At 58.0% G+C, this 13,069-nt stretch carries 13 protein-coding genes; 7 read left to right on the top strand and 6 right to left on the bottom strand.

The genetic code is table 11. The annotated features are described in order from the left end of the window. Nucleotides 1–24: 24 nt before the first annotated feature. On the bottom strand, nucleotides 25–1,026 hold the full coding sequence (locus DXH95_RS01740; protein WP_115547742.1) for an NAD(P)H-quinone oxidoreductase: 1,002 nt from the start codon (nucleotides 1,024–1,026) through the stop codon (nucleotides 25–27). Nucleotides 1,027–1,095: 69 nt separating this feature from the next. On the opposite strand from DXH95_RS01740, the gene DXH95_RS01735 reads away from it, so the two are divergent. The 7 genes from DXH95_RS01735 (at nucleotide 1,096) to DXH95_RS01705 (ending at nucleotide 7,759) form a co-directional block, all read left to right on the top strand. After that, nucleotides 1,096–1,296: a DUF1192 domain-containing protein gene (locus DXH95_RS01735; RefSeq protein WP_115549341.1), complete on the top strand. Its 201-nt coding sequence runs from the start codon at nucleotides 1,096–1,098 to the stop codon at nucleotides 1,294–1,296. Nucleotides 1,297–1,451: 155 nt separating this feature from the next. Then, nucleotides 1,452–3,782, top strand: a complete 2,331-nt coding sequence (gene clpA / locus DXH95_RS01730; protein ID WP_115547741.1) for an ATP-dependent Clp protease ATP-binding subunit ClpA — start codon at nucleotides 1,452–1,454, stop codon at nucleotides 3,780–3,782. A gap of 102 nt (nucleotides 3,783–3,884) precedes the next feature. Then, entirely contained in the window at nucleotides 3,885–4,652 is a 768-nt protein-coding gene (cobA, locus tag DXH95_RS01725) for a uroporphyrinogen-III C-methyltransferase (RefSeq protein WP_115547740.1), read from the top strand. Continuing rightward, entirely contained in the window at nucleotides 4,649–4,945 is a 297-nt protein-coding gene (locus DXH95_RS01720; RefSeq protein ID WP_115547739.1) for a DUF2849 domain-containing protein, read from the top strand. Before cobA ends, DXH95_RS01720 begins: the two co-directional genes overlap by 4 nt. 1 nt (nucleotide 4,946) lies before the next feature. Continuing rightward, nucleotides 4,947–6,578 carry a nitrite/sulfite reductase gene (locus tag DXH95_RS01715; protein ID WP_115547738.1) on the top strand — a complete coding sequence of 544 codons (1,632 nt, stop codon included), beginning with the start codon at nucleotides 4,947–4,949 and terminating at the stop codon, nucleotides 6,576–6,578. Further along, a complete protein-coding gene (locus tag DXH95_RS01710; RefSeq protein WP_115547737.1) occupies nucleotides 6,571–6,984 on the top strand; it encodes a DUF934 domain-containing protein in 414 nt (137 codons plus the stop codon). The genes DXH95_RS01715 and DXH95_RS01710 overlap by 8 nt, the downstream gene beginning before the upstream one ends. After that, nucleotides 6,977–7,759, top strand: a complete 783-nt coding sequence (locus DXH95_RS01705) for a phosphoadenylyl-sulfate reductase (RefSeq protein WP_115547736.1) — start codon at nucleotides 6,977–6,979, stop codon at nucleotides 7,757–7,759. Before DXH95_RS01710 ends, DXH95_RS01705 begins: the two co-directional genes overlap by 8 nt. Before the next feature lie 56 nt (nucleotides 7,760–7,815). Here the strand turns inward: DXH95_RS01705 and DXH95_RS01700 are convergent, their stop codons facing one another. The 5 genes from DXH95_RS01700 to DXH95_RS01680 form a co-directional block, all read right to left on the bottom strand. Beyond that, nucleotides 7,816–8,352: a hypothetical protein gene (locus DXH95_RS01700; protein WP_115547735.1), complete on the bottom strand. Its 537-nt coding sequence runs from the start codon at nucleotides 8,350–8,352 to the stop codon at nucleotides 7,816–7,818. A gap of 113 nt (nucleotides 8,353–8,465) precedes the next feature. Continuing rightward, complete coding sequence (locus DXH95_RS01695; protein ID WP_239016509.1) at nucleotides 8,466–9,053, bottom strand: hypothetical protein; 588 nt, start codon at nucleotides 9,051–9,053, stop codon at nucleotides 8,466–8,468. A 128-nt stretch (nucleotides 9,054–9,181) separates the two neighbouring features. Next, entirely contained in the window at nucleotides 9,182–10,105 is a 924-nt protein-coding gene (locus tag DXH95_RS01690) for a diacylglycerol/lipid kinase family protein (RefSeq protein ID WP_181883533.1), read from the bottom strand. A 43-nt stretch (nucleotides 10,106–10,148) separates the two neighbouring features. Continuing rightward, entirely contained in the window at nucleotides 10,149–10,802 is a 654-nt protein-coding gene (locus DXH95_RS01685; RefSeq protein ID WP_115547733.1) for a class I SAM-dependent methyltransferase, read from the bottom strand. Continuing rightward, nucleotides 10,786–12,903: a prolyl oligopeptidase family serine peptidase gene (locus tag DXH95_RS01680; protein WP_239016610.1), complete on the bottom strand. Its 2,118-nt coding sequence runs from the start codon at nucleotides 12,901–12,903 to the stop codon at nucleotides 10,786–10,788. Before DXH95_RS01680 ends, DXH95_RS01685 begins: the two co-directional genes overlap by 17 nt. Between the last annotated feature and the right edge of the window lie 166 nt (nucleotides 12,904–13,069).

The raw sequence follows: 13,069 nt of genomic DNA, 5'->3' as shown, positions 1-13,069 counted from the left end.
GAAACTCCGGGGTTTTTTGTTGGGTTACGCGAGCAAGATAATCTTGCCGACAAAATTGCCGCTTTCCATCAGGCGGTGGGCTGCGGCGGCTTCCACCAGCGGAAAGGACCGCGCCATTTCGGGGCGCAACCGCCCTTCGACGACATCGGGCCAAACATTTTCGTAAATCTCCTGCGCCAGCAGCCCCTTGAATTCATTGGACCGCGGACGCAGCGTTGATCCGGTCAGCGTCAACCGGCGGCTCATCACCTGCGCCATGTTGATTTCGGCCACCAGCCCGCCTTGCACCGCGATGGTCACATGCCGCCCATCTTCGCGCAAACATTTGAGGTTGCGCGGAACATAGCTTCCGGCGACCATATCGAGCACCAGATGCACGCCCTTGCCGCCGGTAATCTTGCCGACTTCCTCGACGAAATCGCTCGCCTTATAGTCGATCGCATGATCCGCGCCGATGGCCAGCGCCGCTGCGCACTTTTCAGCCGAACCGCAGGTGACGATGACTTCCAGCCCGAAAAGCTTCCCCAGCTTGATCGCCATCGTGCCAATCCCGCTGGTGCCACCATGCACCAATATCGTCTCACCATCTCTCGCATAGCCGCGTTCGAAAACATTGTGCCAAACCGTCATCAGCGTTTCGGGGATAGCCGCCGCTTCTTCCATCGGCAGGCTTGGCGGCACAGGCCAGCAAACATCAGCGCGGGCGATGCTATATTCCGCATAACCGCCACCCGCGACCAGCGCGCACACTTTCTGCCCTAGATGCTCGCTCTCAACACCTGATCCGATTGCCACCACAGTGCCCGAAATCTCAAGACCTGGCAGGTCACTCGCCCCCGGTGGTGCCGGATAGAGCCCCATGCGTTGCACCACATCGGGGCGGTTCACGCCAGCAGCGGCAACCTTGACCAGCACTTCACCCTCGCGGGGAACAGGAACCGGCCTTTGGCAAGGCAGCAGCACTTCGGGCCCGCCCGGTGTCGAGATTTCGATTGCAGTCATCATATCGGGCAGAGCCACGGCCATTCCCCCTTGCCGGTCGCTGGAAAACGGCGGCATATTGACAGCGGCGAAGGTCCAGTCAACACTCGCGCCATGGATATGGATGAGAATTTACCGCTCCGTGGCACCGACCCGCTGTCGCAACTGGTCCGGCAGGATCTGGATCCGCTGTCGATCGACGAACTCAAGGAACGTATCGAGCAACTGAAAAGCGAAATCGCCCGATGCGAGTCTAAAATAAATGCAGCCTCCAGCCATCGCAACGCGGCCGATGCGCTGTTTCGCAAGGGCTGACCTGGCTCGTTAAGTGTTTATCCGCAACATTTCGGCAACCATTTTCGGGAAAATTCGAAAACCACCGCAAGCGCGGTTGAAATGCGCCGTTAAAAGGGCGACATTGATGAAGCGGGGCAACCGGCGGTCGGGGCTCTGCCACGGAGTGTATCTGAATGCCCAGTTTTGCTGAATCGCTTGAAGCCACGCTGCACAACGCGTTGAAAAACGCGGCGGAGCGTGCGCATGAATATGCAACGCTGGAGCATCTGCTGCTGGCGCTGATCGAAGACCCGGATGCGTCCAAGGTAATGCAGGCCTGCGGCGTCGATCTGGGCGAACTCAGCGACACCGTGATCCAGTATCTCGACAATGAGCTCGAAAGCTTGAAGGTCGGAGGCAATGTCGACCCCTCGCCCACTAGCGGGTTTCAACGGGTGGTGCAGCGTGCCATCTTGCACGTTCAAAGCTCGGGCAAGGATGTCGTCACCGGCGCCAATGTGCTGGTCGCGCTGTTTTCCGAACGCGAAAGCTATGCCGTCTATTTCCTGCAACAGCAGGATATGAGCCGCCTCGACGCAGTGAGCTACATCAGCCACGGTATCGGCAAGGACGGCAAGCTGATCGAGCAGCGCCCAGTCGAAGGCAGTGAGGAACGCAAGGAAGAGGCTGCGCCCGATGCCAAGGACAAGAAGGGCGGCAAGGAAACAGCGCTTGAGCAATTCACGGTCAACCTCAACGAGAAAGCCAAACAGGGCCGCATCGATCCGCTGATCGGTCGCAGCGAAGAAGTTGACCGCACGGTGCAGATTCTGTGCCGCCGTTCAAAGAACAACCCGCTTTATGTGGGTGAACCCGGCGTCGGCAAAACAGCGATCGCAGAAGGCCTTGCTCGCCGCATCGTCGAAAAGCAGGTGCCCGAAGTGCTGCTGCCTGCGGTCATCTACTCGCTCGATATGGGCGCGCTGCTTGCAGGTACCCGTTATCGCGGCGATTTTGAAGAGCGGTTGAAAGCGGTGGTTTCGGAGCTGGAAAAGCTGCCCGATGCGATCCTGTTCATCGACGAAATCCACACCGTGATTGGTGCCGGTGCGACCAGCGGCGGTGCAATGGATGCCTCGAACCTGCTCAAACCCGCTTTGTCGGGTGGAACCATTCGCTGCATTGGTTCAACGACGTACAAGGAATTCCGCAACCACTTCGAAAAGGATCGCGCACTACTGCGTCGTTTCCAGAAGATCGACGTCAACGAGCCGACCATTGACGATACAATCAAGATTCTCGCCGGGCTGCGCAGTGCGTTTGAGGATCACCACAAGGTGAAATATACCCCCGATGCCTTGAAGGCGGCTGTTGAACTGTCGGCACGCTACATCAACGACCGCAAACTGCCCGATAAGGCCATAGACGTGATCGACGAGGTTGGCGCGATGCAGATGCTGGTGCCGCCGTCGAAGCGCCGCAAGCTGATTACGCCCAAGGAAATCGAGGCTGTAATCGCCACCATCGCCCGCATCCCGCCCAAAAATGTCTCGACCGATGATCGCGCCGCGCTCGGTAATCTCGAAGCCGATCTGAAACGTGTGGTCTTCGGGCAGGACAAGGCGATCGAGGTGCTGTCCTCGGCCATCAAACTCAGCCGTGCTGGCCTGCGCGATCCTGACAAGCCGATCGGCAACTATCTGTTTTCGGGCCCCACCGGCGTCGGCAAGACCGAAGTGGCGCGCCAGTTGGCGAGCATCATGGGCATTCCGCTGAAGCGTTTCGATATGTCCGAATATATGGAACGGCACAGCGTTTCGCGCCTGATCGGTGCGCCTCCGGGATATGTCGGTTTCGACCAAGGTGGGCTTTTGACCGATGCCGTCGACCAGAACCCGCATTGCGTGCTGCTGCTCGACGAAATCGAAAAGGCGCATCCGGATCTGTTCAACATCCTGCTGCAGGTGATGGATAATGGCCGCCTGACCGACCATCACGGCAAGACGGTCGATTTCCGCAATGTCATCCTGATCATGACGACCAATGCCGGGGCCAGCGATATGGCCAAGGAAGGCATCGGATTCGGCACCAATATCAGCAAGGAAGATGCGGGCGAGGAAGCGGTCAAGGCGATGTTCGCTCCCGAATTCCGCAACCGCCTCGATGCCACGGTGCCCTTCGGCTATTTGCCGCCAGAAGTTGTCGCGATGGTGGTCGACAAGTTCATCCTGCAACTTGAACTCCAACTCGCAGACCAGAATGTCCATATCAAGCTCGACGACGAGGCGCGCGCTTGGCTGACCGAACGCGGTTATGACAAGCTCTATGGCGCCCGCCCGATGGGCCGCGTGATCCAGGAGAAGATCAAGCAGCCGCTGGCCGACGAACTGCTGTTCGGCAAGTTGGTCAATGGCGGCGAAGTGGCGGTCCATATCAAGGACAACCAGCCGGTGTTTGAAGTGACGCCTGCGGCACCGAAGGCTGGGAAACCGAAAAAGCCCAAGAAGAAGGTCAAGACTGACTGAAGGCAGCCAAAACGGGTTGGCGATGGGGCGATAAAGCCGCCCTATCCCCCCGCCAATATATCCTGATTTGGCCTTTGGCTGCCCAAGGCGCATCTTGGCAGCATGGAAAAAGCTACAGTCTATCTGGTCGGTGCAGGCCCGGGCGACCCCGATTTGCTCACGGTAAAGGCCGCGCGTCTAATCGCCAATGCCGATGTCGTCGTACATGACGGCTTGGTCGATGATGCCATCCTCGCGCTGACTCGCGCTGATGCACGGCTGATTTCGGTCGCCAAGCAGCGCAGCCGCCATTCGGTCCCGCAAGACGGCATCAATGCCATTCTCGTGCGTGAAGCATTGGCTGGTTACGCCGTCGTTCGCCTGAAAGGCGGCGATCCGTTTATCTTTGGGCGTGGCGGTGAAGAGGTTGATGCTTGCCGTGAGGCTGGCGTTCCGGTCGAAGTCATTCCCGGCATTTCCGCCGCGGTTGCGGGCGGCGCGCAGGCACTGCTGCCCCTCACCCACCGCGATGCATCGAGCGCGGTCACCTTCGTGGCCGGGCAATGCAAGGGGCTGACCGACCAGAATTGGGCGGGCCTCGCTGGCAAGGGCCGGACGCTCGTCATCTATATGGGCGTCGCGACTGCCGACGATATTTGCGAGAAATTAATTGCCGACGGGCTTTCCCCCGACACGCCCGTCGCGGTGCTGGAGCGTGTGGGCCGTAAAGACGGCCGCGCGCTCCGCACTATCCTGACCGACCTTGGCGGTATGATCGCACGCGAAGCAGTGCGTTCGCCCGCCATCATCATTGTGGGCGATGTGGTGCTGATGTCCAATGCCGAAGACCGGCTGGCTGCCCTTGCCCGTGAAGCGGAGTATCTTGCGTGAAATTGTTGACCGGAAATGATCTCGCCTCGGGCGCGGTGACCTGGTGGACCGGCAACGGCTGGTCGATCCATGTCGAGGATGCCGTTGATGTGGGCGAAAGCGGCGATGCCATTTTGCATGCCGAAGAAGGCGCGCGCCGTGTGAATGCACCTTACATCATCGAGGCCATCCCGACCCCCGAAGGCCCGCGCCCTGCTCATATCAAGGACCGCGTGCGCGCGCTCGGCCCTACGGTGCGCCCCGACCTTACTTTGAAACCTGCCGATCCATCAGCCGGCGATTGGGTGATTTGATATGTATAAATATGACAATTACGACCAGGCAATCGTCGACGCGCGCGTCGAGGAGTTTCGCGATCAGGTGAAGCGTCGCCTTGCCGGTGAAATCACCGAGGACCAGTTCAAGCCCTTGCGCCTGATGAACGGTCTCTATCTGCAACTGCACGCCTATATGCTGCGCGTTGCGATCCCTTATGGTACGCTCGACAGCCGCCAGATGCGGATGCTCGCGCATATCGCCCGCAAATATGACCGCGATTACGGCCATTTCACCACGCGCCAGAATATCCAGTATAACTGGATCAAGCTGGAAGAATGCGCTGATCTGCTGGCTGAACTGGCGACGGTCGAGATGCATGCGATCCAGACCAGCGGCAACTGCATCCGCAACATCAGTTCGGATCAATATGCAGGCGCTGCTGCTGACGAAGTCGCCGATCCGCGCCCCTGGGCCGAGCTGCTGCGCCAGTGGAGCACATTCCACCCCGAATTCAGCTATCTGCCGCGCAAGTTCAAAATTGCCGTCATTGCAGCCGACGAAGATCGCGCCGCAATGCGCCTGCACGATATCGGCATCCAGTTGGTCAATCGCGACGGCAAGCTGGGCGCGGCATTCTATGTCGGCGGCGGGATGGGCCGCACCCCGATGATCGCGCCTTTGATCAAGGATTATGTGCCGATCGAGGATTTCCTCAGCTATTCAGAGGCCTGCCTGCGCGTCTACAACCGTTTTGGCCGCCGCGATAATATCTACAAGGCGCGCATCAAGATCCTCGTCCACGAAATCGGCGCCGATGAATATCGCCGTCAGGTTGAAGAAGAATTCGCGCATGTGAAAACGCTGGGCATCGATCCGCCCGCAGCAGAGCTGGAGCGCATCGCCGCCTATTTCGCACCGCCAGCGTTCGAAGCTGGCCTCAGCGAAGATATCGACCGCAGCGATCCCAATTTCGCGGTCTGGCTCGACCAGAATGTCAAGCCGCACAAGCAGGCTGGCTATGCCATCGTCAATATCAGCCTGAAGCCGATTGGTGGCATTCCAGGCGACGCCTCCTCGGCGCAGATCGACGTGATGGCTGACCTGGCGGAGAAATACAGCTTTGATGAACTGCGCGTCACCCATGCGCAGAACATCGTGCTGCCGCATGTCGCCAAGCGCGATCTATATGCCGTGTGGCAGGCGCTGAATGCGGCAGATCTGGCCAATGCCAATCTCGACCTGATCAGCGATATCATCGCCTGCCCCGGCCTCGATTATTGCAGCCTTGCCAATGCCCGATCGATCCCGATCGCGCAGAAGATTGCGACGCGCTTTGCGGATCCGGAACGCCAGCGCGATCTGGGCGAATTGAAGCTCAAGATTTCGGGCTGCATCAACGCCTGTGGCCACCACCATGCCGGCCATATCGGCATCCTTGGTGTCGACCGCAAAGGCGTCGAAAATTACCAGCTGACTTTGGGCGGTTCAGGCGCGGAAGACGTGTCGATCGGCAAGATTACCGGCCCCGGTTTTGACGAGGATGGCATTGTCGATGCCGTCGAGCGGGCGACCGAAAAATATAAGGAACTGCGCGAGCCCGGCGAACGCTTCGTCGATACCTATCGCCGCGTAGGCATGGAACCGTTCAAGGAGGCTATCTATGGTTGAGCATCATGCAGCCGAGGGCGAAGAACCCGCCGTCACCCTTGACGCTTTCCTCGATCAGTCCAACGCCACGGCGGTGCGGCTGGAACCCGACGACGATGCACGCGCGCTGATCCCGCATCTCGACCGGCTTGCGCTGATCGAGATCGCCTTCCCGAAATATCGTGATGGGCGTGGCTATTCCTCTGCCCGCATCCTGCGCGAGGCGGGCTATGTCGGCGAACTGCGCGCGCAAGGCGACGTGCTGGTTGACCAGATTGCGTTCATGAAGCGCTGCGGCTTTGACAGTTTCTCGCCCGAAGCACCGCTGAATCAGGCCGACGTCGAAGCGGCTTTGGCGCGTTATGATCATGTCTATCAGGGTGCTGCTGATGCGGCAGTTCCAGTATGGAAGTTACGTCATGGCTGAGCAGAAACTCCGTACGCCCGACCGTATCGATGCCGCGCCTCGCTACAGCGAGACCGATGCAATCCGCCTGAACCATATGTTTCGCGGGCGCGATACCGTCGAGATGCTGGAAGTTCTGCTGAAAGAGAATATGTTGGGCGATGTAGCCATCGTCTCCAGCTTTGGCGCGGAAAGCGCAATATTGCTGCATTTGATTGCCAGCATTGATCCGACGGTACCGGTGTTGTTTCTAGATACCGGAAAGCATTTCCCCGAGACTATAACCTACAAAGAAGAATTACGGGCACAGTTGGGCCTAAAGGATTTGCGCGACCTGAAACCCGATGCCGATCTGCTCAGCCAAAAAGATGGCAATGGTCTGCGCTGGTCCTACGACCCCGATGGTTGCTGCGAAATCCGCAAGGTGTTGCCGCTGAAGCAGGCACTGGCTGGCTTTGATGCGCAGTTTACCGGGCGCAAGGCGTTCCAGTCCTCAACCCGCAGCGCGCTGCCGCGCTTCGAAATTGAGGAAGGCCGATTAAAGGTCAATCCGCTTGCCGACTGGAACAAGGAACGGCTCGACGCTTACATGGCGGATCATAATCTCCCGGCTCACCCGCTCGTTGAACTCGGTTACCCTTCAATAGGCTGCTCCCCCTGCACCACCAAGGTCGCACCCGGCGAAGATCCTCGTTCGGGCCGCTGGAAGGGCTGGGACAAGACCGAATGCGGCATCCACACTGCCGTTACCCCAATAGGTGATGACGACAACGGTGCCAATGATCCGGTGTTCTGAATAGAAAAGGGCCGCGCAAATTTGCTTGCACGGCCCCTTCAATTAATCACTTTCAGTTAAATCTCGCGGTCGCCGATCCGGATATCGTCGACACGCCCATCGGTGACGGTGCAGGTGAAATCGTCGTTGCCGATTTCGCCAACGACGCGCCAGCTTGCGCCATCGCGTGTGACCGAACCGATTTCATCAACCCGGCCATTTGCTGCCCGTTCAGCCGCGTCAGTGCAGGCGCTGACCGCGCTGCCGACGTCACTGCCGCCGCTATAGGAAGGCGCCGGTTCGCGATCATAGTCCCGATAGCGCGGCTCTTCCTCACGACGAGGTTCGCTACGACGATTCTTGTCCGCGGAATCGGCGACGGCAGCAATTGCTGCGATCAGGCCGATGCCGAGGATGACATCACCCGCATCGACATCCAGTCGACGGTTGCGCCAGCGACGGCGGTGATAGTCAGACGCGTCATCAAAAACGGACGCCTCATGTCGCGCCGTCACCGCTTGTTTGCTTTCATAGGCCGCCATAGCGGGCAGCGGCGTTGTCGCTACCATCGCAGTCAATCCGGTAGCGAGGGCTGCCTTGCCAAAATTCTTCATAAATTCCTCCTGTACAGGAGGGGTATCACCCCTGATTATTGGGAAATGGACGGTTCAGCCTGTCGCCAAGCTGAACCGCCCTGCAAATTCATATCAATTGCTGGTGTCTCGGATTAGCGCCACTGATCGAGGCCGCGATAGTCGATGTCGACCACCCGTCCGCGTTCGACAAAGCAGGTAAACCGGCCCTTGTCATAACCACGGTTGTAACCATAGCCGCGTCCTTCATATCCGTTGCGGCCATAGCGATCTTGGTCATAGCCACGATTGTTACCGCGCCAGCCATCCTGCACAACCAGCTTGCCTGTCACGCGATAGCCATTGCGGGTGCGTTCGATGTTCCGGATCTCTGTCACGTCCGAACGGCTGTACCGGCTGGCCCAACGCTCGACCGCGTTGACGCACTGGTTGACCGCCGCACGCCCGCCGCCATAGCGATTGCCATAGTCGCGATCATATCCGCCACGGCGATAATCACCCTCATCATAACCCGCACGGTCATAGCGATAGTCGCGATCATTGCGGTCATCGCTGGATGCAATTACAGCGGCAAGTCCGCCCAGAATTACGGCACCTGCGATCACTTCGCCGGTGCTGATCCGGTCATCGTCGTGACGCGCCTGTGCAGGGGCGGCAACGCTGACCAGGGCCGCAGCTGCGGCACCGGCGCTGAGCAGGCTCTTGGTCAATATGGTCATCATTCGTCTCCTTGGCGTCGGCGAGATGATTCCCGCTGACAGGAGACGGAATAGGTGATTCGTCCTGTTGCGTTGCTGAATCGACTTGTCAGCAGATGTTCATGTAAATGGCATTTTTTATGAACAGTTTTTCAGATTAGGACTGGCTCGTCTGCAACAACCAGTCGTGCCGGTGTCATACAGGCTATGTCGCCATCGGCTTGAAGCGGGAGTGCCCCAACAGAGTCAATCTTGACATCACGGCCTTTGATCGTCCGCACATTGTCCAGATTTCCAACCCGCCCCACCAGCATGGCCAGCAAGAACACCGCGAAGTCCCGGCGGCGAGCGCGACGCAAAGTGACAATATACAGATCCGGATTATCGAGACGCGCCTCTGGCGCAAAGCTCCACGGTCCGGCGTAATAATGCCCTTTGGCTAAATACACCGCCTCACAGTCCATCGGCTCGCCATCGACGACGACGCGCAGCTGCGGGCGCTGCCAATTGACGAACTGCCTCGCCATCGACACGGCATAGGCTAACCGGCCAATCCGCCGTTTGAGTGCTGGTGACAAACTGGCAACCGCACGCGCGTCGGGCCCTACACTTGCGCAGGCCAGAAACGAGGTGTCATTGAGGCGGACCGGATATAATTTTCGCGGACACCGCTGCACCATTACCCGCACGAATGCACCAGGCTGCGTGGCATCCTTCCATTCGCGGGCGAGCAGGTTGATCGTGCCGGTCGGGTAAATGTCGACGGCAACACCCGCTGTGCGTAGTTCAGCATTTTCCAACACGTGTCGCACTGTTCCGTCACCGCCTGATATGCATATCCGGTCGACACCCTCCGCCGCAACAAACGGAGATATTGGAGAGCTTTCGGAGACAATGACATCGAAGCCATGCCGGGCATAAGCGTCGCCCAGTAGTGCCAGCCGTTTTGCCGAATAGCCACCCGCTTCAGGATTGCAGACAATCTGCACACGCGGCCGAAGAGAAATGTCAGGCGCGAACGTCTGAATATCCCTCGGGCAATCTGCCGCCGTCAATTTTTGATCCATACGCGCCATCAGCATAGCGCGGCTATGCTAGCGCGAAGGCGGTAAATAAGGGTTAAGCAAGACGTGCTTCGCCCCATTCGATCCAGCTGAACGGGCGGGGGGATTTGGGCATATAGCCTTTATCACCGCCGGATACCTTGAAGCCTGCAGCTTCATAGGCGCTGGTGATTGGGCGCGTCAGGTGGCAATTGCCGCCGATACGTTTCCAGATCGGCTCGATGCGGCGTTGCCATTTGCGCACATCCTCATCCGGCGCGCTGCCATGTTCCAGGAACAGCACCTTGCCGCCCGGTCGCAGTACCCTGCGCATTTCGGCCAAGACCTGCTTCTGCTCATCGACCGAGCAGAGTGTGAAGGTACACAGCACAGTGTCGAAACTTTCGCTGGCAAAGGGGATCGCCTCCCCTACGCCGCCACGAATATCAGCCTCCATCCCGATCACTTGCGCCGCCTCGCGCGAACGATCGAGCAGGCCTGCCGAAGGGTCGACACCTGAATAGCTTTTGATCCGCGCTGGATCGTAAAAGGCCATGTTGATTCCGCCGCCGCAGCCGAGCTCCAGCACATCGCCTTCCGACTGCGGGACAATCCGGCTGCGCGCCTTCATAATCTGCGGCTGGGCACAGGCGCAGCCGATGAGCTTCGGAACCATGACCCGTTCCCACCAGCTGGCGGGACGGGGGTGCCATTCATTTTGCTGCGTCATTCTCCAACTCCAATCCTGTCCATTTGGCGAGGAAGCCATAGATCTCTGAATATTCCTCGATCAGCTTGTCGGTCGGCTTACCCGAGCCATGTCCCGCACGGGTTTCGATGCGGATGATCTTGGGTTTAGGACCCGTGTCGGCTGCCTGCAGCGCAGCCGTATATTTGAAGCTATGCCCTGGAACCACGCGATCATCAGTATCGGCGGTGGAAACTATCATAGCAGGATATTGATAGCCGGATTCGATATTGTGATAGGGCGAATAGCCCAACAGGTTTTGGAAGTCGGCTTCCTTATTGGGATAGCCATAGTCATCGACCCAATAGCGCCCGGCGGTAAAGCGGTCGAAGCGCAACATATCCATCACGCCGACCGCCGCATGACCCGCAGCAAACAAATCTGGCCGCTGATTGACCACGGCCCCGATCAACAAGCCACCATTGGACCTGCCCTCAATCGCGAGCTTGTCTTTGGTCGTGATGCCTTCCTTGATGAGATATTCGCCCGCCGCGATGAAATCATCGAAGACATTCTGCTTGTTCAGCAACCGCCCCGCGTCATGCCAAGCCTTGCCATATTCACTGCCCCCACGAATATTGGCGAGGACGAATACGCCGCCCGACTGGATCCACGCCATACGCGTTGCGCTGAAACTTGGCAGCTGGGGCAGGTTAAACCCGCCATAGGCGTAAAGCAGCGTCGGCGTGCCTTTCGAAAGGTCGATATCCTTTTTGCGCACGACGAACATCGGCACTTTGGTGCCATCCTTGGATGCATAGAAACGCTGTTCTATGCTGATCGACGCTGGGTCAAAACTCAGTTTCGGTTGCGCGAAAACGCTGCTCTTCCCGGTTGTAGAGTCGAAGAGATAGATTTCGCCTGGCTGGTTAAAGCTTGAAAAAGCATAGAATGTTTCCGGATCACCCGGTTTACCGGAAAATCCTGAGGCCGTTCCGATCGAATTGAGCTGAATGCGTTGCAGTGGTTTGCCATCCAAGCTGACCATCTCGGCAAGCGATGCCGCGTCCTTCAGATAGGACAGCACCAAGCGGCTGCCGACAATCTGCGCGCGTGCCAAAGGCTCGCTCCGCTCAGCAATAATGTCGGAAAAGACCGGATCAGCACCTGAAAGGTCAACCTTGACGACCTTCAGTTTGGGAGCGCCCTTGTTGGTGATAAACCAGAGCTGATCGCCCATGCCTTCGATCAGCTGCCAGTCATGCTCAAGGCCGGCAATCAGCGTCTGCGGCTTCCACTTGTCGAGCGGCAAAAGTTTGCCCTTCTTGCTCGCCAGCGGGATCAGGCTGATCTCATATTTGTCATCCGTGCCCTGTGCTGAGGTAATAACGACCCAGCGATTATCATGTGTTACCTGTGCGCTGTGACCAAGCTTGGGTCGGTCTGGTGTTGCATAGACAGGTTTGTCTTCGCTTTGCGGCGTTCCGATCTTGTGGAAATAAAGTGTCTGGTTCTCGTTCAGCGCTTGAAATTCCTGCCCTTTTTGGGGTTCAGCGAAGCGCGAATACAAAAAGCCTTCATTGCCGACCCAAGCAATATTGGTGAATTTCGCCCATTTAACTTCGTCAGCCAAAGTTTGGCCGGTTTTTACGTCAATCACCTTGATGGAGCGCCAGTCAGAACCGCCATCCTGGATCGAGTAGGCTAGCAATTTGCCATTGGGCGAAGGCTCATATTGGTCAAGCGCGGTCGCCCCGTCCTTCGACCAAGTATTGGGGTCGATCAGGACGCGGTCCTTACCCTTCAGGCCCTTGCGTACGTAAAGAGGCGATTGGTTCTGCAGCCCATCAATCTTGGTGAAGAAATAATTTCCACCGGCCTTCTGCGGAAGGCTGAAACGTTCATAATCGAAAAGCGCCTTCATACGCGCCGCGAGTGCCTGCTTGCCAGGAAGACTATCAAGATAGGGGTCAGCCACAGCCTTCTGCGCAGCAACCCAATCCGCGACCGCCTTGCTATTGCGAACATCATCTTCCAGCCAACGATAGGGGTCGGCAACCTTTACCCCAAATTGCTCCTCGACCAGATCGACTTTTCGCGTTTCAGGATAGGCGAGCGCATTTTTTCCGCCCGCAAACAGCATTAAAGCTCCGGCTTTCGCGTCTTTTCTCAGCATTTCTTTGGCTTCTTCTTCGGAGATCATCAGGGCGGGAGGAGCATTGGCCGCGATCGATTGATCAGCCGTCGACTGCTTCTCATCTACGGCAAAAACCGGCCCGGTCAGACTGATGGTAGCAACAGTAAGCAAA

Source organism: Sphingorhabdus pulchriflava (assembly GCF_003367235.1).
Taxonomy (GTDB): Bacteria; Pseudomonadota; Alphaproteobacteria; order Sphingomonadales; family Sphingomonadaceae; genus Sphingorhabdus_B; species Sphingorhabdus_B pulchriflava.
Note: the sequence above shows the minus strand (reverse complement) of the source record. Positions and strands in the feature narration are given on the sequence as shown.